This is a genomic window from Solidesulfovibrio carbinoliphilus subsp. oakridgensis, from assembly GCF_000177215.2.
In the GTDB taxonomy this organism is placed as follows: domain Bacteria; phylum Desulfobacterota; class Desulfovibrionia; order Desulfovibrionales; family Desulfovibrionaceae; genus Solidesulfovibrio; species Solidesulfovibrio carbinoliphilus.
Genome location: NZ_CM001368.1, coordinates 1,118,942 through 1,138,076 on the forward strand (window position 1 = coordinate 1,118,942; position 19,135 = coordinate 1,138,076).

Annotated in this window: 15 protein-coding genes; 8 read left to right on the forward strand and 7 right to left on the reverse strand. The window is 68.2% G+C overall.

Going from position 1 to position 19,135, the window contains the following annotated elements:
* Positions 1 to 85: 85 nt before the first annotated feature.
* On the reverse strand, positions 86 to 1,282 hold the full coding sequence (locus DFW101_RS04985; RefSeq protein WP_009180427.1) for an argininosuccinate synthase: 1,197 nt from the start codon (positions 1,280 to 1,282) through the stop codon (positions 86 to 88).
* Positions 1,283 to 1,308: 26 nt separating this feature from the next.
* Positions 1,309 to 2,214 (reverse strand): ornithine carbamoyltransferase, encoded by a 906-nt coding sequence (gene argF / locus DFW101_RS04990; protein WP_009180428.1) that lies wholly within the window; start codon positions 2,212 to 2,214, stop codon positions 1,309 to 1,311.
* 251 nt (positions 2,215 to 2,465) lie between these two features.
* Here argF and DFW101_RS04995 point away from each other — a divergent pair, with 251 nt between their 5' ends.
* The 4 genes from DFW101_RS04995 (at position 2,466) to DFW101_RS05010 (ending at position 6,115) form a co-directional block, all read left to right on the forward strand.
* Complete coding sequence (locus DFW101_RS04995) at positions 2,466 to 2,843, forward strand: SH3 domain-containing protein (RefSeq protein ID WP_009180429.1); 378 nt, start codon at positions 2,466 to 2,468, stop codon at positions 2,841 to 2,843.
* A gap of 101 nt (positions 2,844 to 2,944) precedes the next feature.
* Complete coding sequence (locus DFW101_RS05000; RefSeq protein WP_232286152.1) at positions 2,945 to 3,754, forward strand: DUF459 domain-containing protein; 810 nt, start codon at positions 2,945 to 2,947, stop codon at positions 3,752 to 3,754.
* Positions 3,755 to 3,807: 53 nt separating this feature from the next.
* Positions 3,808 to 4,983 (forward strand): SGNH/GDSL hydrolase family protein, encoded by a 1,176-nt coding sequence (locus tag DFW101_RS05005; RefSeq protein ID WP_009180431.1) that lies wholly within the window; start codon positions 3,808 to 3,810, stop codon positions 4,981 to 4,983.
* Positions 4,958 to 6,115, forward strand: a complete 1,158-nt coding sequence (locus DFW101_RS05010; protein ID WP_009180432.1) for a DUF459 domain-containing protein — start codon at positions 4,958 to 4,960, stop codon at positions 6,113 to 6,115. The genes DFW101_RS05005 and DFW101_RS05010 overlap by 26 nt, the downstream gene beginning before the upstream one ends.
* Positions 6,116 to 6,127: 12 nt before the next feature.
* Here the strand turns inward: DFW101_RS05010 and DFW101_RS05015 are convergent, their stop codons facing one another.
* The 3 genes from DFW101_RS05015 to DFW101_RS05025 form a co-directional block, all read right to left on the reverse strand.
* Positions 6,128 to 8,788 (reverse strand): ATP-binding protein, encoded by a 2,661-nt coding sequence (locus tag DFW101_RS05015; RefSeq protein ID WP_009180433.1) that lies wholly within the window; start codon positions 8,786 to 8,788, stop codon positions 6,128 to 6,130.
* A gap of 364 nt (positions 8,789 to 9,152) precedes the next feature.
* Complete coding sequence (locus tag DFW101_RS05020; RefSeq protein WP_009180434.1) at positions 9,153 to 10,517, reverse strand: sigma-54-dependent transcriptional regulator; 1,365 nt, start codon at positions 10,515 to 10,517, stop codon at positions 9,153 to 9,155.
* Entirely contained in the window at positions 10,492 to 12,354 is a 1,863-nt protein-coding gene (locus tag DFW101_RS05025; protein ID WP_009180435.1) for an ATP-binding protein, read from the reverse strand. Before DFW101_RS05025 ends, DFW101_RS05020 begins: the two co-directional genes overlap by 26 nt.
* A 451-nt stretch (positions 12,355 to 12,805) precedes the next feature.
* Between DFW101_RS05025 and DFW101_RS05030 the strand changes: the two genes are divergently transcribed.
* The 4 genes from DFW101_RS05030 (at position 12,806) to DFW101_RS05045 (ending at position 17,549) form a co-directional block, all read left to right on the forward strand.
* Entirely contained in the window at positions 12,806 to 13,288 is a 483-nt protein-coding gene (locus DFW101_RS05030) for a DUF2318 domain-containing protein (protein ID WP_009180436.1), read from the forward strand.
* 148 nt (positions 13,289 to 13,436) lie between these two features.
* Positions 13,437 to 14,603, forward strand: coding sequence for an ABC transporter permease (locus tag DFW101_RS05035; protein ID WP_009180437.1), 1,167 nt, complete (start codon positions 13,437 to 13,439; stop codon positions 14,601 to 14,603).
* A gap of 24 nt (positions 14,604 to 14,627) precedes the next feature.
* The gene (locus DFW101_RS05040) at positions 14,628 to 15,302 is read left to right on the forward strand and encodes an ABC transporter ATP-binding protein (RefSeq protein WP_009180438.1); all 675 of its coding nucleotides are present in this window, start codon (positions 14,628 to 14,630) and stop codon (positions 15,300 to 15,302) included.
* 201 nt (positions 15,303 to 15,503) lie between these two features.
* Positions 15,504 to 17,549 carry a methyl-accepting chemotaxis protein gene (locus DFW101_RS05045; protein WP_009180439.1) on the forward strand — a complete coding sequence of 682 codons (2,046 nt, stop codon included), beginning with the start codon at positions 15,504 to 15,506 and terminating at the stop codon, positions 17,547 to 17,549.
* Here the strand turns inward: DFW101_RS05045 and DFW101_RS05050 are convergent.
* Together DFW101_RS05050 and DFW101_RS05055 are read right to left on the reverse strand one after the other, a co-directional pair.
* A complete protein-coding gene (locus tag DFW101_RS05050) occupies positions 17,546 to 18,574 on the reverse strand; it encodes an Lcl C-terminal domain-containing protein (RefSeq protein WP_009180440.1) in 1,029 nt (342 codons plus the stop codon). The genes DFW101_RS05045 and DFW101_RS05050 overlap by 4 nt on opposite strands.
* A 40-nt stretch (positions 18,575 to 18,614) precedes the next feature.
* Entirely contained in the window at positions 18,615 to 19,073 is a 459-nt protein-coding gene (locus DFW101_RS05055) for a C-GCAxxG-C-C family protein (RefSeq protein ID WP_009180441.1), read from the reverse strand.
* Positions 19,074 to 19,135: the final 62 nt, after the last annotated feature.

Consider the following 19,135-nt stretch of genomic DNA (forward strand, 5'->3'; position numbering starts at 1 on the left):
ATCGAAAATTGTCTCTCCGGGAAGGCCTCCCGTCGAGGGGGTCCGGGGGGATCATCCCCCCCGGCCGCCGGAGGCATTCTTCCTGCTACTTCACACCCAGGCCGCGCAGGCGCAGGCCGACCAGGCGGATGAAGCCGGTGGCGTCGGCCTGGTTGTAGACTTCGTCCTTTTCGAACGTGGCCAGCTTGGGATTGTACAGGCTGTTGGGCGACTTGCGGCCGAGCGGATAGGCCTGGCCCTTGTAGAGCTTAAGCCGCACCGTGCCGGTCACGCGCTCCTGGGCCTGATCGATCATGGCTTGGAGGGCCACCCGCTCCGGGGCGTACCAGAAGCCGTTGTAGACCATTTCGGCGTATTTGGGGATGAGGCTGTCGCGCAGATGCATGACTTCGCGGTCCAGGCAGATGCCTTCCAGGTCGCGGTGGGCGACGTGGAGAATGGTGCCGCCCGGGGTCTCGTAGATGCCGCGCGACTTCATGCCCACGAACCTGTTTTCCACCATGTCGATACGGCCGATGCCGTGCCGGCCGCCAAGGGTGTTGAGCTTCTTGACCAGGGCGGCCGGCGAGAGCTTCTCGCCGTCAACAGCCACCGGATCGCCGTGCTCAAAATCGATGGTGATCACCTCCGGCTCATCCGGGGCTTTTTCGATGGGCACGGTCAGGAGATAGGTATCGGCACTCGGCTCGTTCCAGGGATCTTCCAATTCCCCGCCCTCGAAGCTCAGGTGCAGGAGGTTTCGGTCCATGCTGTGGTCCGAGCCCTTCTTGTCGGAGGGAACCGGGATGCCATTTTCCTTGGCGAAATTAAGGAGATCCGTGCGCGAGGCGAAGTCCCACTCGCGCCAGGGGGCGATGGTGCGCAGATCCGGGGCCAGGACGCCGGTGGTCAGCTCGAAGCGGACCTGGTCGTTGCCCTTGCCGGTGGCGCCGTGGGCCACGGCCTGCGCCCCCTCGGCCCGGGCCACTTCCACGAGCCGTTTGGCGATGAGCGGCCGGGCGATGGAGGTGCCAAGCAGGTAGCGGCCCTCGTACACGGCTCCGGCCCGCAGCATGGGAAAAATGAAGTCCTTGGCGAATTCCTCGCGCAGGTCGTCGATGTAGGCCTTGGTCGCGCCGGTGCGAAGCGCCTTGTCTTCCAGGCCGTCGAGCTCCTCTTCCTGGCCCAGGTCGCAGGTGACGGTCACGACCTCGCAGGCGTAGGTCTTTTTGATCCACTTGAGGATGACCGAGGTGTCGAGGCCGCCGGAATAGGCCAGGACGACTTTCTTGATGGTGCTCATGGCGTTTTTCCTTATCGAAACGGCGCTTAGGCCTTGGTGAAAATCCATTCGAGAATGGCTTTCTGGACGTGCAGGCGATTTTCGGCCTCGTCCCAGACAATGGAGGCCGGGCCTTCCATGACCGCGTCCGTGATCTCCTCGCCCCGGTGGGCCGGCAGGCAGTGGAGCACCTTGGCCCCGGGCGCGGCCAGGGCCAGGAGAGCGTCGTTGATCTGGAAACCGGCAAAGGCCTTGGCCCGCTTGGCCTGCTCGGCCTCCTGGCCCATGGAGGCCCAGACGTCGGTATACAGGTAGTGGGCGCCCCTGGCCGCTTCGGCCGGGTCGTTGACCACGGCCACGTCCGCGCCGAGGCTGCGGGCTTTTTCCACCACCGCCGGGTCGGGCTCGTAGCCTTTGGGCGCGGCCACCACGACCTTTATAGGATAACGGGCGGCGGCGTTAATGAGCGAGTGGGCGATATTGTTGCCGTCCCCGACAAAGGCCACGGTAAGTCCGTCCAGGCGGCCGGAGTGCTCGCGCATGGTGAGCAGGTCAGCCATGATCTGGCAGGGATGGTATTCGTCGGACAGGGCGTTGACCACCGGAATCGAACCGCTCTCCGCCAGCTCTTGGAGCTTGTGGTGGCCGAAGGTGCGCACGATCAGGCAGTCCGCGTAGCGGGACAAGACCCGGGCGGTATCCCGGATGGGCTCGTCGCGGCCGAGCTGGGAATCGTTTTGGGTCATGAAGATCGGCCAGCCGCCGAGGTGGCGCACCGCGACCTCGAAGGAGACGCGGGTCCGGGTGGAGGCCTTCTCGAAGACCAGGATGCAGGTCTTGCCGTGAAGCAGATCGCTCCTGTGGTTGGCGGCCTTCATGGCGGCGGCGCGGTCGAGCAGGCGGACGGCCTCTTCGGGGGTGAAGTCCAGAATGGTCAGGAAATGTTGGGGCATGACGGTATCCTTGCGGCGCAACTTCCCGGGAATTGATAAAAAGGAAGTTTATAGTCCCTTTGCCCTGGGATTGTAAAGGGATGGACCGGGCATTTTTATGCCGCCCCGCGTTGACCGGGCCATCCCCGCAATGCTACGGATGGCAAGGATGGAAAAATCCGATCTGTGTTCCCGGGGCGGGCCCGTCCCCCCGCCCCGGGACGCGGGACGGGCCAACGGGCGAAACGGCCCACAAGGCGGGAGGTAGACCCATGAAGGCAGTACGCGGTTCGTGGCTTTGGCTCGGTTTGGCAACCCTTCTGGCCGTTTCGGGCTGCACGATCGCGGCCGGGCCGGCCTATTATCCGCCGGCGGGCCCGCCGCCGTGCCCGGCCGGGTATTACTGGTCGCCCGGCTACGGCTGCATGCCGCTGCCCGTGGGCGTGGTCGTGCCTCCGGACGCGGTCTATGCCGTGGTCAGTACCAACGGCCTGAGCCTGCGTTCCTGCCCCGGGACCAAGTGCGGCATCATCAATTCCCTGAACGCCGGGGAACAGGTCCAGGTCCTTGGCCACGAAGGCGGCTGGACCCATGTCTGGGCCTTCACCCGGGGCCAGGAAGGCTGGGTGGGCTCCAAGCACCTGGATTAGCCGGCATTCGATCCCTCTCCCGGGCGGCCCGCCCCAGGCCGCCCGGGAGCCGTAGCCGCCGCGTCTGGACAAAGCCCCAGGCCGGGTTTATGGTTGCCTCGATGCGACAGTTCCCTCCGTTTCTTTGGCACAGGCACACCCCCCGGACACTGCAGCGCCTCTCCATCGCCCTGACGGCCGGGCTGATCCTTGCCCTCGCCCCCGGCGCCTGGGCCGGGAAAAAGGGGGCGGCCAGACAGCCGGAACCGGCCAGACAGGTCGCCGCGCCGTCTCCGCAGGCCTGCCCTCCGGCCGGGACGTCGGGCGCCTCCGGCCAGCCCCCGCAGAAAGTCCTCATCGTCGGCGATTCCTTTGCCGTGGGCCTTGGCCTGACCATGGAACAGTCGCTGAGGACCGCCGGACCGGTGGTCCTGGCCAGCCGGGGAAAGACCTCCACCGGACTGGAATCCCCCCACTTTTACGACTGGGAAAAGGCCTTGGCCGATTTTTTAATCGCCGAGAAGCCCGATATCCTGCTGGTGATGCTTGGCGGCAATGACGCCAAAAACGGCCGGGGCACCCCCCAATGGTCCCATGACTTCGAAGCCAAGGCCCATCGCTTCCTGGAAATCGCCGGGCGGCACAAGGTCAGGGTCTACTGGGTGGGCCTGCCGCCCATGCGGGAGAAGTCGTTCAGCCAACGGGCCTGGACCGCCAACGAGGCCATGCGGGCGGCCTGCGCCACAGCCACCTCGTGCCGCTTCATCGACTCCTGGGACCTTTTCGCGGACAAATCCGGGAACTTCTGCGCCAAAAAGACGGTGGCCGGCAAGGCCGTGGCCCTGCGCGGCAAGGACGGCGTCCATTTCACAGCGGCCGGCTGCAAGCTTCTGACCGACCATATCGCCACGGGCATGACGACCGCACGCTAGTCCCGCCCGGTCGCGAGAGCTCCATCCCTCAACCGCCGAGAAGACCGAACCCCATGAGTTGGAAAAAAGCCTGCTGCATCTATTGCATCGCCCTGGCCGTGACGGTGCTTGCCAATATCGAAAAGGTCTCGGTCTGGGTCGACGATCGCCTGGCCGACGGTCCGGCCCCGGAGCTGGCCCGGCAGGTGCGGCGCGTGCGCAACGTCTGGCGCGAGCTGGGCCTGGCCGCCTCCTCCCGCCGCATCGACTGCGCCCTGGCGCCCTTTTTCGACGAGACCTACAAAAACACCCTGGCCTGCCGCGACGACCCGACCACGGGCAAGGCCGAGGAGGCCCTGCGCGAACGCCTGGATCCCAACCAGCCTGTTCTCAAGCCCGACCAGCCCGTGGATGCCGAGGGCCTGCTCGCCGTCCTGTCCCCGCCCCTCTCCCCCCTGTCGCCCGAGGGCGAGGAGGGCGCGCCTCCCGTCGCCGCGCCGGCCGCGCCAAGGCCCGCGCCTTCGGCAGCCCCGGCGGACGGCCCCTCCCTGTCCGCCGGCAAGCAGGAGGCCCCCCGCAAGGTGCTGGTGGTCGGCGACTCGCTGGCCATCGGCCTCTCCCTGTCCCTTCGCCGCTCCCTGGCGGAGTTTGAGAGCATGGAACTGATCGAGGAGGGCAAGGTCTCAAGCGGCCTAGCCAATCCCAAATACTACGACTGGGGCAAGGCCCTGCGGGTCTTTCTCGACAAGTACAAGCCCGACATCGTGGTCATCATGATGGGGGCCAACGACGCCAAGTACATCAACGTCAACGAGAAGCCCCGGCCGGCCGGCAGCCCCAACAAGACCTGGCCCGAGGTCTTCGCCATGCGGGTGGAGAACTTCCTTGCCGCCCTGCAGGAGAAAAACATCCGCAACTATTGGATCGGCCTGCCCATCATGGGGGATGCGCCCTATGCCCGGCAGGCCGAGATCATGAACGACATCGTCAAGGCCGAATGCGACAAGTTCGGCTCCAGCCGGTTCCTGGAAACCTGGAACCTCCTGGCCGACGCCCAGGGCGGCTATTCCACGTTTCTGCCCAATGAAAAAGGCGTGAAAATCAAGGTGCGGGCCAACGACAAGGTCCACTTCACCGTGGCCGGCGGCGACATCCTGGCCCAATCCTTTCTGGCGGCCATGGCCAAGGATGTGGAGCTTCGGCCCAAAACCCCGGACGCGGCCCATGCCCCAGTTCCCGCCGCTCCGTAGCGGCCGCGCCCGGCGACCGGGCCTTGGCGGAAGACCGGGATTCCGTCCCGGGCGGGGCGGCCTGGCGGCCCTGCTCCTGTGCCTGGCCTGCCTGGCCGGAGCGGCCTGCGACCGCAACGCTCCGGACGCGCCGGGAGAGGCCGTCGACATCGCCCCCTCCACCGTTTTTTCGCAACGCGCCCCGACTCTGCCCACCGGGACGGCTCCCGCGCCCAAAGCCCTCAAACTGCTCGAAGTCGGCGACTCCCTGTCCATAAGCCTCGGGGAGCAGATGGAGCGGGCCCTGGCCGGCGCGCCCGGCATCGATTTCGTGCGGGACGGCATGCGCTCCACGGGCCTGACGCGGCCCGAACTTCTCGACTGGCCGGCCCGTCTGCGCGAACTGGTGGGGAGAACCGCGCCGGACGTGGTCGTGGTCATGATCGGCGCCAACGACGTCATGCCCGTGGACGGCCCGGAGGGCGGACGCATCTATTTCGACAATCCCGCCTGGGCCGGGGCCTACGCGGCCAAGGCCGGAGAGCTGGTGGCCATCTGCCGCCAGGCCAATCCCGGGGTCGTGGTCTACTGGGTGGGCGTCCCGGCCATGGGCGACCCGGGCCTGGCCTCGGGCGTCAAGCAGGTCAACGCCGCGTTGGCCGCCATGTGCGGCAAGACGCCCGGCTGCCGCTTCATCGACACCGAAGCCGCCTTTTCCGATCCGGACGGTCGTTTCAGCCGGCATGGCCGGGACGGGGCCACCGGCGACACGCTCGTCCTGCGCACGGCCGACGGGGTGCATCTGACCGACGGCGGGGCCCGGCTCCTGGCCGGTGTGGTCCTGGCCGCCGTGGCGGACCGGGAAACGTTTCCCCCCCTGGCCAGCGTGGACGAACTGCGCCTCTACGCCAGGGACGTGCGCCCGGTGGCGGACGAGGCCCCCTCCCCGGCCCAGGCCCCCTTGGCCCCCCCGGTCAAGGCCGCGCCGGCCAAGGCCGGCGGTTCGGTCTATTCCGTCCGAAAAGGCGACACCATCGCAATTATCGCCAAACGCCTGGGCATACCGGCGGACGATCTCCTGGCCGTCAATCCGGGCGTGGATTCGCGCCGCCTCTCCCTGGGCCAGCCCCTGCGCGTCCCGGCCAAACGCTGACGTCCGGGCACGTCAGGCCTCGCCCTCCATCCGCAGCCGCCCGCAACCGAGCACCTGGCCCATGGTTTCCAGCAGGTCCTCCCGGTCTACGGGCTTGGCGACATAACCGTCCATGCCGGCGGCGAGCAGGTTTTCACGGTCTCCGGCCATGGCGTGGGCCGTCAGCGCGATGACCGGAATGGCCGCCACCCCGGCCAGGCCCGTCTTTTCCCGGAGCAGGCGCATCGCCTGGACGCCGTCCAGGACCGGCATGCCCACATCCATGAGCACGAGGTCCGGCCGGCCGGCCAGGGCCATGTCCACGGCCTCCTGGCCGTCGTGGGCCACGCTGACGGCATGGCCGATTTTTTCCAGCAGCCGCCGCAAGGCCAGAGCGTTGACGGCATCGTCCTCGGCCACGAGGATGCGCCATCCGGAGCGGACGGTGCCGGTCCCGGCGACACCTCCCGCCGCCGCCACCGGTTCCGGGACCGGCACGGCGGGCCGGATGAGCGGCAGGGCGCACACGCACTCCGTCCCCCGTCCGACCTCGCTTTCCAAGACCACGACACCGCCCATCAGCCCGACCAGCCGCCGCACGATGGCAAGGCCGAGGCCCGCCCCCTGGAACCGTCGGGAAAAGGAGCGCTCCACCTGGTGGAAGGCCTCGAAAACCCGTTCCAGGTCCTCCTCCGCGATGCCGACGCCGGTGTCGGCCACGGTAAAAAGCACGCTCCCCCGGCCGGCCGCGTCCCTGGAGCCGGCCCGGACCTCCAGCCGGACGCTCCCGGCCCGGGTGAACTTGACGGCATTGCCGGCCAGGTTGCAGAGGATCTGCCGCATCCGGCCCTCGTCGCCCCAAAGGGTCTCCGGCACGTCCCTGGCCACGTCCGTGATCCAGGCGACGCCGGCTTCGCGGCAGGCGGGCTCGAAAGCGGCGGAAACCGAGGCGATCAGGTCCGCCAGCCGGAAAGGCTCGGATACGAGGCCGAGCTTGCCGGATTCCACCCGCGACAGGTCAAGGATGTCGCCGAGAAGCCTGGTCAGCCGCCGGCACGAGGCCAGGGCCGCGTCCACGTATTCCTTCTGCTCGACGGTCAAATCGGTTCCGTCCAGGAGCTGGGCCATGCCCTGGATGCCGTTTAAGGGCGTGCGCAGCTCGTGGCTCATGTTGGCCAGGAATTCGCTTTTGGCCCGACTGGCCGTCTCCGCGGCCTCCTTGGCCGCGCGCAGGGTGCCGGCGTCGCGCGTCCGGGCCACCATGCGCCAGACCGCGTCCATGAGAAGCGAGGCCAGCCGGATGTCCTGGTCGTCGTAGACGTCCGCCTTCCCGGCCAGGACCAAAAAAGCGGCAACGGCGTCGTTGGTGACGATGGGCACGCAAAGCGCCTCCCCGGGCGCCTGGCGGCAGTCCGATTCCTCCCCCCGTTCCGTCAGGGCCGGGAGCACCACGGGATGGCGCAGCCGTAGGGCCTCGGCCCACGGGCCATGCGGGTCCGACGCGTCCGGGCCGCCCGGTAGCGGGGCGCCGCAGGCCCCGTCCCCGGACTCGGCCGCGAGCAGGAGCCTACCGTTCTCCTCGTGCTGCAAAAACAGGCGGCCAAGCCTGCTTCCGGTCAACCGCCTGGCCTCGGCCACGGCATGGGCGAGCAACGTGTCCAGGGACGACGTCTCCATCTGGGTGATGGCAAAAAGGCTTTGCAGCCGGGCCTCGCCGAGGCGCAGCCGGTCCTCGGCCCGCCGGCGGTCGGTCACGTCGATAACCACGCTATAGAGCAGAAGGCGGCCGAGATAGAGGATCGGTCCGGAATTGACCTCGACCTCCCGGATGCCGCCATCGGCCAGACGGTGGCGGAAATGGAAGGCGGTGTTGCGCCGGGTCTTGGCGTCCTGCAGGGCCGCGTGCACGGCTTCCGGGGCCATCATATTTATTTCGTGGACCTTTTTTTTCTTAATTTCCTCGCGGGACCAGCCATAATAGGCACAGGCCGAAGGATTGGCGTCCATGACCGCCCCGGTGTCCGGGTCGATCAGAAGCATGACCACGTGGTTGTTCTCGAACAGGCTCTGGTAGCGGGATTCGCTTTCCGAAAGCCGACGGAGGAGACGATTGCGGGCGAACCGCACCACGAACAGGTGCCCAAGGGCGGCCGTGGCCGCAGGATAGATCAAGAGCACCGGCAGGGTGATGTGTCCGAGCGTTTCCAGGGCGTGCGAACCCGGCAACAGCAGCATGCAGGCCAGCATGCCCAGGTGGAGCACCAAGCCGAAGGCGTAGAGTTCGCCAAGGCGCAGTTGGGCCAGATCGCCTTTGCGGACACGGGCCCAAGCCAGGCCGATGGCGCTCGATACGAGGATGGTGGCCACACCGGCCTGGACGCCGAGGCCTCCCTGGACCAGCCGCAGGCCGGCCGCCATGGCCGTGGCCAGGAGCGTCGGGCCGGGACCGAAAAAAAGTCCGGCCAAACCCAGGAGGATCGAGCGGGTGTCGAAAAAAATCCCCGGACGCAGCTCCCAGGGACTCTGCATCACGATCATGGCCATGGCGCCAAGGCCCAGGGAGGCGGCCAGACGCCTGAGGAACGGGAAATGCGGCCTGTCCCTCAGAAACGAATCGTAGAGGAACGCGAGGACGATGAGCAGGGCCGCATTGTTGGCCAGCCCAAGGAGCATCGTTTTCGGGAATGGGTCCATGGAACGGGCTTCCGTGCTGTTGGCCGCCGTCGCGAGCCCCAGGGTCCGGGCAGCAGGACCATGGGCTATTCCACCGCACATGCGGCACGCCACACCGGAACGGATGGGAAGCATCTTGCGGGCGGGGCCGCAGGCTTCGGGTTCGCCAGATAGGAAATCCTAGCATCATTCCGGGGAAAATGAAACGCGAATACGCCCCCGCCGCTTGGTCGGCCAAGCGGCCTTACGGCCCAGGGACGGTGCCCGTAGGCCCAGGCGTTTCTTGTCGCGGGCGATTCGCGCCGGACGTCCGGCTCCCGGCATCCGGCCGGCGCGGCTTCAGCCACGGGGGGATGGCAGGCGCAAGGCCGGTTGCGACCCGATGCTACGCTTCGTCGTATTTCTTGAGCTTCTTGTGGAGGGTGGCCCGGGTGATGCCAAGGACCCTGGCCGCCTCGCTCTTGTTGCCCCCGCATTCGTCGAGGGTGGCCAGGATGACTTCCCGTTCCACATCGTCGAGGGCCCGGCCGGCCAGGGCGGCCGGGGCCGCAAAGCCCCCCACGGCCGGCACGTCCGAGACGCCGGCCTCGCAGGCCGGCAGCTCGCGTTCGCTGACGTACTCGCCGACGGACAGGATGACGGCCCGCTCCACCGCGTTCTCGAGCTCGCGCACGTTGCCGGGCCAGGGGCAACGGACCAGGTGGTCCATGGCAGCGGGCGTAAACCCCTTCATGCGCTTGCGGTTTTTCTCGGCGAACCGGCCGAGGAAAAACTGGGCCAAAAGCGGGATGTCGTCCGGCCGGTCGCGAAGCGGCGGCACGAGGACCGAAACCACGTTCAGGCGGTAGTAGAGGTCCTCGCGGAACCGGCCGGCCTCTACCTCTTTTTTGAGATCCCGATTGGTGGCGGCCAGGATGCGCACGTCGACGCCGACGGGCCTGTCCCCGCCGACGCGCTGGATCTCGCGCTCCTGGATGACGCGCAGGAGCTTGGCCTGGATGGGCTGGGCGATCTCGCCGATCTCGTCGAGGAAGATGGAACCCTTGTTGGCGGCCATGAACCGCCCTTCCCGGCGGCGCTCGGCCCCGGTGAAGGCCCCCTTCTCGTGGCCGAAGAGTTCGGATTCAAGGAGCGTTTCGCTCAAGGCCGCGCAGTTGACGGCCACCAGCGGACCGCTCGCCCGGGCGCTCCGGGCGTGGATGGCCTTGGCCACCAGTTCCTTGCCCGTGCCCGATTCGCCGGTGATGAGCACCGTGGCCTCGGTCGGGGCCACCATGCCGATCATGGTGAAAAGCTCGCGCATGGGCCGGCTCTTGCCGATGATCTCCGGGCCGGCGGTCTCCTGGCCGAGCTTCTGGCGCAGGCTTTCGTTTTCCACGGCCAGGCGCATGTGGTCCAGGGCCCGCTCCAGAGTCAGGCGCAGGACGTCCAGGTCGAGGGGCTTGGTCAGGTAGTCGTAGGCCCCGGTCTTGAGCGCCGAAACGGCCGTCTCGACGGACGAATAGGCGGTCATGATCAAAACCGGCACGGCCGGATTGAACTCCCTTATGCGCGAGAGAGCCTCCATGCCGCCCATGCCGGCCATGCGCACGTCGAGGAGCACCGCGTCGTAGGCCTTCCGGTGCACCAGCTCCACGGCTTGCGCCCCGTCGGTCGCGCCCTCCGGGGCATAGCCCCAGCCCGAAAGCACGGTGCGCAACATGGACAGGTGTCCGGCGTCGTCGTCAACCACGAGTATCTTGGCCCGCATCCTTGTCTCCCAAATTCGTTATCCCGGTGGCCGCCGGCAGATAGACCGTGGCCAGGGTGCCGCCCCCGGGCCGTCTGGCCAGGCGGATTTCCCCGCCATGGGCCACCACGATCTTGTGGGCGATAGGCAGTCCGAGTCCGGTGCCGTGGGGCTTGGTGGTGTAGTAGGGATCGAAAATCCGGTCGCGCTCTTCCGGGTCGATGCCGCTGCCGGTGTCGGCCACGGAAATGAACGCCCGGCCGTCCGGGGCCGTGCCCGTGGCCAGGCGCATGACGCCGCCGGCCTCCATGGACTGGATGGCGTTCAGGCACAGGTTGAGCAGCGCCTGGGCCAGCCGGTCGGGATCGGCCGGGATCTCCGGCCCGCCGGCCGCCTCGGCCAGATCGATGTCCACTCCCCGGGCCGCGGCGTCCGGCCGGGTCAGGCGGGCGGCGTGGGCGGCCAGATCGGCCAGGGATACCGGACGGCGCCTGAGATCCGAAGGGCGGGCGAATTCGATCAGCTCGGAGATGACGCGGTTTAAGCGGTCCACCTCCCGGACCATGACCTCGGCCGCCTGCCGGTCTTCGCTGCCCGGTTCGAACTTGGCCCCGAAATAGGCGGCGTAGCCCCGGATGGAGCTGAGCGGATTCCGGATCTCGTGGGCCACGCCGGCGGCCAGGTTGCCGACCGCGGCCAGCTTCTCCCGCCGCCTGACCTCGGCTTCGAGGCGCCGCACCTCGCGCAGGTCCCGAAGCACCACGAGCGAACCGACCAGCACCCCTTCCTCGGTCCGCACGGCCGAAACCGAGACCCCGAGGGCGACAGGCTCCCCGCCGCCAAGAACGATGTCCATCTCCCGCTCGCCGCCGGCCGTCTCGGCCAGGGCCCCGGCCGGCAGCACTTCGCCGGCCGGCCGGCCGGACAGGCCGCCCGGGGGGAGGCCGGCCAGGTTCTCGGCCGCGCCGTTGGCCATGGCCACCCGGCCGTCCGGAGCGACCAGGAGGAGGCCGGCCGGCATGGCGGCCACCACTTCCGAGGCCAGGGCCGTGGTGTGGCGCAAGGCCCGCCGCTGGGCCCGGTAGCTCTGGGCCCAGAAGAGGGCCAGCACGCCGCCGAGGCCAAGGACCAGAAGCACCCCGGCCGTGGCCAGGGTGTTTTGCAGGTCCGCCCGGCGGGCGGCCTCGATGGGGGCCACGTCGAGGCCCACGAAGATATCCAGCGGTACGCCGCGCAGGTCCCGCGGCGGGCCGGGGGCGGTGCAGTCGTCGGTGCAAAAAAATCCCTGTCCCTGGCCCTGGCCTTGGCCCTGGCCAGGGGCGGGCATGGGCATCGGCAGGGACAGGGGCGGATGCCAGCCCATGCCGTGGGGGCCGTGGGGCCCGCGGCCGCCGGCCGAGGGAATGAACCGCCGGTAGACCAGGAACGAACTTCGGCCGTCGCCCTCGTCCCGGGCCAGCCGCCATTTTTCCGTGGCGTCCGGCGCGAGTTCGGCCATGACCCCGGCGGCGAACAGGTCCTGGCCGATGCGCGAGGCGTCGCTGTGGGCCACGATCCGGCCGTTCGCGTCCGTGACCGCGATGTAGAAGATGCCGGGCTGGTTGGCCGTTTCCTCGATCAGGTGCTGGAGCCTTATTTCCGCGCCGAACCCGCCGCGCATGCCGGTCCTGGTCCCGGCCTCGAAAGCCTTGATCAGCGCCGCGCCTTTTTCCAGCAAAAGCTGGGTCATATACTCTTTTTCCCGGCCGAGATCGATGGCGGCCATGGTCACCACCACGGCCGCCAGGATGCCGGCCGCGCCGATCACCAGAAAGGGGGAGGAGATCCCGCCAAAGGGGTTTTTTCTGAGCAGACGCATCACGTTGTTGCCGCTTTCTCCGAATGGTGTCCTGTATGGAAAGGAAGCAGGGCGTTCTTTTTTATACAGGGGGGAGGGACATATTGTCGAGAAAAGAGACACCCCCCGCCCGGGACCGAGCCCCCGAACCGTTGCGGCAGCGTTTGCACGGCCCGTTCCAAAGCCGGCCGCTTTCCACCGAAATCCTTGCTTTTCCGAGGGCAGACGCGGGGATTTCCGTCTTTTTCCGACAGCGGGCCCGGTGCGCTCTTGACCCTGGCACAACCATTGCTATTTCTGGCGGCAATCCCTACCAAAATGGGAAGGATTGACACGGAACCAGGTCTCTGCGTCCGAGGCCGGATGGCTCCCCCATCCCGCGCTTCCCGGGCCCCGTCCGGAACGACCGGAAACGGCCTTCCGGCTGCGGCGACCTGCCCCAGGCCTCGCGAAACAAACAAAGGATACGCCCATGCAACGCCCCCTTCTCCCGGCCGGCCCCTCGCTTCTGGCCCTGGCCGCCCTGCTCGCCCTGACCGTGCTCCTGGCCGCGCCCGAACCGTCCGCGGCCTTTCTCGGCCTTTTTTCCGACACCACCAGCCTGACGCCCAAGGATAACGCCGTCACCGTGCCGCTGGCCGACGTGGCCGACGGCAAGGCCCACTTCTACGCCGTCACGGCCGAGGGCAAACAGATCCGCTTTTTCGTGGTCAAGACGCCCGACGGCCGCGTTCGCACGGCCTTCGACGCCTGCGACGTCTGCTATCCCGAGAAAAAAGGCTACAAGCAGGACGGCGAGTTCATGGTCTGCACCAACTGCGGCCGGCGCTTCCATGTGTCCCGGGTCGGCGACGTCCACGGCGGCTGCAACCCCGCCCCCCTGGCCTCGGAAGTCGCGGGCGACAGCCTGCGCGTCGCCTTGCCCACCCTGGCGGCCGGCGCGTCGTTTTTTTAAGAAGGCCTCCGGCGGCCGGGGCTCCGCCCCGGACCCCGCCGGGAGGGGATGATCCCCTCCCGGACCCACCCCAACGGGGGTGGAGTCCTGACGGCACGACATGGGACCAGCAGCGCCCGTTGGCGGTGCTGCAACGAAGTGAGGCCGCGTGAACATCCTGACGATTCCCCTGCGCAACTTGCGCCGCAAGCTCCCCCGTACCCTGCTCATGGTGGCGGTCTTTTCCGTGGGCGTGGCCTCGGTGACGGCCCTGCTCGAACTGTCCAAGGCTGTGGGCGAGAGCCTCGAAGCCAAGCTCGCCGCCTACGGGGCCAACATCCTGGTCAGTCCCAAGACCGAGACCCTGTCGGTCAGCTACGGCGGCATGGCCCTTGGCGACGTGTCCGTGGACATCAAATACCTGAAGGAAGACGAGGTGCTGCCCGCCATCCGGGGCATCCACCACAAGGACCGCTTAAGCGCCGTGGCGCCGAAGTTCGCGGTGCTGACCCGGGTGGCCGACGTGCCGGTCGGGGTCATCGGCGTGGATTTCGAGCAGGAAATGCTGATCAAGAGCTACTGGCACCCGGCCGCCGGGGCCATACCGGCCGGAGACGACGGGCTGCTCGCCGGGAGCGAGGCGGCGGCGCGCCTGCACCTTTCGCCGGGAAGCCCGGTCACGCTGGAAGGCCGGCCCTTTGTGGTGGCCGGCGTCCTCGGTCCCACCGGTTCCGGGGACGACAGCATGCTTTTCGCCGACCTACATGCCTTGCAGCGGGCGGCCGGCAAGGAAAACCGCATCCATTTCGTGGAGGTGGCCGCCCTTTGCGCCGGCTGCCCCATCGAGGAGATCACGGGCCAGATCGCGGCCGGGCTACCGGGGACCGAGGTCAAGGCCATGGGCCAGGTGGTGAAAAGCCGGATGATGACGGTCGATTTCGTCAAGCGCCTGGCTCTTGCCGTCTCGGGCGTCATCCTGCTCACCGCCTGCGTGATGATCGGGCTTTCCGTCTTCTCTTCGGTCAACGAGCGCAAGAACGAGATCGGCCTCTTGCGTGCCCTGGGCTATTCCAAACCCTCGATCTTCACGCTCATGAGCCTCGAGGGCGTGGTTCTCGGCCTGGTCGCGGCCGTGGCCGGGCAGGCAATCGGCCTGGTCGCCAGCGGCAAGATCATGGTCCTCCTCGATCTCGGCGCAGTCGCGGCCCCGGCCTTCGATCCGGTCCAATTTAGCTGCGTGTTCGCGGCCGTGGCCCTCCTCTCCTGCCTGGCCTCCCTGCCGCCGGCCCTGTCCGCCGCCCGCATCGAGCCGTCCCAGGCCCTGGTCATGCTGTAACCCCCCTTCTCCCTGGAGTGCCCCATGTTGCTTGCAGCCGAAAATATCGTCAAATCCTTTGCCGGGACCTCCGGGGCCGAACCGGTCCTTCGCGGCGTGTCCGTCGCCTTCGCGGCCGGCGAATTCGCCTGCGTCATCGGCCGGTCGGGCTCGGGCAAGTCCACCCTGCTGAACATCCTCTCAAGCCTCCTGTCCCCGGACGCGGGCGAGGTCCGCTACCAGGGCCGGCCTCTGGCCGACTTCTCCCCGCGCGAGCGCAACCGGCTTCGGGCCACGGATTTTTCCATGGTCTTCCAGATGCACCACCTCCTGCCCTACCTGACGGCCCTGGAAAACGTCCTAACCCCGTTTCTCTCAGGCCTGACTCCGGTCTCGTCCGCCCGCCGGAAGACGGCCCTGGCCTGCCTCGACCGGGTGGGCCTGGCCGACAAGGCCGGCCGTCTGCCGGGCGGCCTGTCCGGCGGCGAGCGGCAGCGCGTGGCCATCGCCCGGGCCCTGGTCACCTCACCCCGGGTGGTCTTCGCCGACGAGCCGACGGGCAGCCTCGACGGCGACACCGGCGGGCAGATCATGGACATCCTGCGAACGCTCAACGCCGACGGCCTGACCGTCGTCATGGTCACCCATGAACCGGACTACGCGGCCATGGCCTCCCGGGTCATTGAAATCCGCGACGGCCGCATCCTCGCGGCGAACTGACGTCCGCCAGGCCGGCCGCCCTCCCGCCGGCCCGGCCGGCCTCCTCCCCCGGGCCCGCCTGCCCCATGGCGGGCTCCCCTTCCCCCTTTCCCCGGATCCGCCGCTGTCGGCAAGTTTGACAAATCCCGAGTGGCCACCGTAGGGAATGTGTGCTCGTCTCACGAAAAGTCCTCGTCAACCAGCCGCGAAGGGGTGTTCTGCATGGGCAATCTCAAGCTTGGGGTGAAACTCGTCGGCAGTTTTCTCATCTGCGCCGCCATCACGCTGGTGGTCGGCCTGGTGGCCCTGTCCGGCCTGACCACGGTCGCCTCGCGGCTTATGACCGTGACCGAGGTCAACCTGCCGGCTGTCCGCGACCTGCAGCTCATCAAAATAGCGGGCGAGTCCGTCCGCGTGGCCCAGCGGACCCTGCTCGTCCCCGGCCTGGATTCCAAGGACCGGCAGCGCCAGTTCGACAACATCGCCAACCTGCGGCAAAGCTACCGCGTCTCCTGGGACGAGTACGAAAAGCTCCCCAAGTCCGCCGAGGCCGAACGGCTGTGGCGGGAGTTCGGGCCGGCCTGGCAGGAATGGGTCAAGATCAACAATGACATCTTCGACATAGCCCGGCAGTGGGACGCCTCGGGTATCGACGACCCGAACGCCCTGCGCCGGGATTTCGCCCGGTTCCGGGGGGACCACTACAAGCTTCTGAGCGACGCCCTGAACCTGGCCCTTTTCGGGACCCCGATCGCCGGCGGCGGCGACCCCGCCACGTGCGGCTTCGGCCAATGGCTCGAAGGCGAGGGAAGGGACATCGCCAATCCTGTCTTCAAAAAGACGCTCCAGGAAATCCGTCCCATCCACGACAAGCTGCACCAGGGCGTGGCCAGGCTCAAGGAACGGGCCGACCGGCACGCCTCGCGCGAGGAACTGCTGGAGGTGGTGCGCCTGGATATCCAGCCGGCGGTCGACCGGACCATAAGCCTGTTCGAGACCCTGTCCGACGAGGTGGCCCGCATCGAGGCCCTGTGCGCCAAAATGCGCCAGGAGGCCATGGTGACGGTGCGGGAAAAGCAGATCCGCTGCTTCGACCTCCTTGATCGCCTCATGGCCGACTCCCTGGCCGCCGCCCAGAAGGGCAAGACCGACGGCGAGGAGGCGGCAGCCAGGGCCAGGATCATGTCCGTCTCGGGCATCGGCGTCGGCGTGGTGCTGGCCATTCTTCTCGGGATCGTCATTTCCCGCATGATCACCCGGCCGGTGCTGCTCGGGGTCGGAGCGGCCGAGGGACTGGCGGCCGGAGACCTCAACCAGCGCATCGACCTGGACCAGAAAGACGAGATCGGGGCCCTGGCCGGGGCCTTGCGCCACATGATCGGCAAGCTCCGGGAGATCGTCGGCCAGGTCCAGGCCGGGGCGGAGAACGTGGCCTCGGGGTCGGAAGAACTTTCGGCCACCACCCAGAGCCTGTCCCAGGGCGCGACCGAGCAGGCCGCCAGCGTGGAGGAGATTTCCTCGTCCATGGAGCAGATGACGGCCAACATCCGGCAGAACGCGGACAACGCCAAGCAGACCGAACAGATCGCGCTCCAGACGGCCCGGGACGCCCGAAGCGGGGGCGAGGCCGTGGCCAAAACCGTGACGGCCATGAAGCAGATCGCGGAAAAGATCGGCATCATCGAGGAGATCGCCCGGCAGACCAACCTGCTGGCCTTAAACGCCGCCATCGAGGCGGCCCGGGCCGGGGAACACGGCAAGGGCTTCGCCGTGGTCGCGGCCGAGGTCCGGAAACTGGCCGAACGCAGCGGCAACGCGGCCGGCGAAATCAGCGAGCTGTCCTCGTCGAGCGTGGACATCGCCGAAAAGGCCGGGGAGCTTCTGGCCCACATCGTGCCCGATATCCAGCGCACGGCCGAACTTATCCAGGAGATCACGGCCTCGAGCGTGGAACAAAACGCCGGAGCCGAGCAGGTCAACCGGGCCATCCAGCAGCTTGACCAGGTGGTCCAGCAAAATGCCTCGGCCTCCGAGGAAATGGCCTCCACGGCCGAGGAACTGTCCGGACAGGCCCTGCAGCTCCAGGAAACGGTGTCCTATTTCCACCTGGACACCCTGACCAGACGGCCAAAGGCCCAGCCGCCAAAGGCCCTGGCCGCCCCCCGGCTCCGGCCGGCTCCAAGCCCCGCCCGGAATTCGGGCCGGAGCAAGGAAGCGCCGGCCGATCGCACCACGGAAGCCCGGGACGACGATTTCGAACGGTTCTAGGAACGTGGCCCGCGCACGGGCCACACCAAGAACTCGCGCCCGCTTTTAAAGCCCACGCCCACTGCCCCCTTGTGGAGGTAGAGGGCGTGGGCCCAGTTTTTTTCAAAGGCGCTGGTGGTCGAGGACCAGTAGGCCTCGCCGACGTCCGTGAACGGGTGGCCGGCAGGCAGGGCCGGAAAGGCCTCACCGGCGTCGACCAGGGATTCGAGTTCGTTGATGTCCGGCAGCCGCCAGCCGCCGTGGCCATAGGCCGCGGCCACGGCCAGCGCCTCCTCCCAGGCGACCGGCCCGCCGGCCGCGTCGGCCCGCTTCGCCCAGGCAAGGCCCGTCAGGCGATCGAGGACCGCCTCCCCGCTCCCGGCGGCCCCGGCCGGAACGAAACGGGGCTTGGGCCAGGGCGTGCCGGACCGGATTTCTCCGTCCTGGCCCGAGACCGGGCAGGGAATTTCCTTGCCCCCCGCGTCGAAACAGCGGTCCTGGCCGGTTTGCGGCAACTGGCACGTTCCGGCCACGGGCCAGCACAGGCAGTCCTGGTCCTTTTTGCCGTAGAACATCCGCCCGCCCTCCAGATGGACATACCAGGCGTAGCCCGGGGCGGGCGCGGCCGTGGTCGAGGACCAATGCCAGCCGAGGAAGACATTTCGGAAGGGATGGCCGGGCGGCAGGGACGGACGGGCCGCGCCGTAGGAGACGAGACTGCGGAGTTCCCGGCGGTTGGGAAGCCGCCAGTCGTTGCGCCCAAGCAGGCGGTCCCGGGCAAAGCCGGCCACAAGGACCAGGGCTTCGGCCCAGGGCAGGGGAAATCCGGCCAGGCCGGCGTCCATAGGCCAGAGGAGGCCCGTCAGCCGGTCGGCGACCAGACCGTGGCCGGCCGGGGCGAAACGGTCGGGCCAAGCCGAGGCCAGCCCGTTATGGGCCGCGTCCTGGCCGCTGCCCAGGCAGGGAATCTCCCGGCCGTCCCGGTCATGGCAGGTGGTCTGCCCGGTCGGCGGCACGGCGGAGGGTGTGAAAGGTTGGTTTCGCATCCTGGCCCTGTACCGCGTTTCCGCCGCCCGGGCCAGCCTGTCAGGCGCTTTCGACGACGCCGGAGGCCATGACCTCGTCGGCCGTCCGGGCCGCGCTTTTGACCAGTTCGACGCAGATGGACTGAAAGAGCCCTTCACGCCGGGCCTGCTGGAGGCCCTCCGGGGACGACGGATCAAGGCCGATCAGATCCAGGCAGACCAGGGATCCGTGGCGTTCGCCAAATCGGCGGTAGAACTCCCGGCTACGGGCATAGGTCGCGGCCTTGGCCGCCGCGCCGGCCGGTCCCCCGCCGCCGCCGAAAAGCCCAAGGGCCATGACGGCCCCGGAGACGGCCCCGCAGGTCCCGCCCCGGCCCATGCCCACGCCAAAGCCCGTGGCCAGGCGGGCGGCCAGTTCCTCGGAAAGCTCGTAGCGGTGGCAAAGCGCCATAAGCACGGACTGGGAACAGTTGTACCCGGCCTTGAAATGGCCGGCCGCGATGGTGGCGACGTCAGACATGTCCTTCCTCCCCGCCCGGGGATGCGCCCGGGCGTCCGTGCCAAGCCTATACAATCCGGGAA

What these genes read in the sequence shown, in the direction of transcription:
- DFW101_RS04985 (WP_009180427.1), bottom strand. Translation starts at nt 1,282, where the DNA reads ATGAGCACCATCAAGAAAGTCGTCCTGGCCTATTCCGGCGGCCTCGAC.
- argF (WP_009180428.1), bottom strand. Translation starts at nt 2,214, where the DNA reads ATGCCCCAACATTTCCTGACCATTCTGGACTTCACCCCCGAAGAGGCC.
- DFW101_RS04995 (WP_009180429.1), top strand. Translation starts at nt 2,466, where the DNA reads ATGAAGGCAGTACGCGGTTCGTGGCTTTGGCTCGGTTTGGCAACCCTT.
- DFW101_RS05000 (WP_232286152.1), top strand. Translation starts at nt 2,945, where the DNA reads ATGCGACAGTTCCCTCCGTTTCTTTGGCACAGGCACACCCCCCGGACA.
- DFW101_RS05005 (WP_009180431.1), top strand. Translation starts at nt 3,808, where the DNA reads ATGAGTTGGAAAAAAGCCTGCTGCATCTATTGCATCGCCCTGGCCGTG.
- DFW101_RS05010 (WP_009180432.1), top strand. Translation starts at nt 4,958, where the DNA reads ATGCCCCAGTTCCCGCCGCTCCGTAGCGGCCGCGCCCGGCGACCGGGC.
- DFW101_RS05015 (WP_009180433.1), bottom strand. Translation starts at nt 8,788, where the DNA reads ATGGACCCATTCCCGAAAACGATGCTCCTTGGGCTGGCCAACAATGCG.
- DFW101_RS05020 (WP_009180434.1), bottom strand. Translation starts at nt 10,517, where the DNA reads ATGCGGGCCAAGATACTCGTGGTTGACGACGACGCCGGACACCTGTCC.
- DFW101_RS05025 (WP_009180435.1), bottom strand. Translation starts at nt 12,354, where the DNA reads ATGCGTCTGCTCAGAAAAAACCCCTTTGGCGGGATCTCCTCCCCCTTT.
- DFW101_RS05030 (WP_009180436.1), top strand. Translation starts at nt 12,806, where the DNA reads ATGCAACGCCCCCTTCTCCCGGCCGGCCCCTCGCTTCTGGCCCTGGCC.
- DFW101_RS05040 (WP_009180438.1), top strand. Translation starts at nt 14,628, where the DNA reads ATGTTGCTTGCAGCCGAAAATATCGTCAAATCCTTTGCCGGGACCTCC.
- DFW101_RS05045 (WP_009180439.1), top strand. Translation starts at nt 15,504, where the DNA reads ATGGGCAATCTCAAGCTTGGGGTGAAACTCGTCGGCAGTTTTCTCATC.
- DFW101_RS05050 (WP_009180440.1), bottom strand. Translation starts at nt 18,574, where the DNA reads ATGCGAAACCAACCTTTCACACCCTCCGCCGTGCCGCCGACCGGGCAG.
- DFW101_RS05055 (WP_009180441.1), bottom strand. Translation starts at nt 19,073, where the DNA reads ATGTCTGACGTCGCCACCATCGCGGCCGGCCATTTCAAGGCCGGGTAC.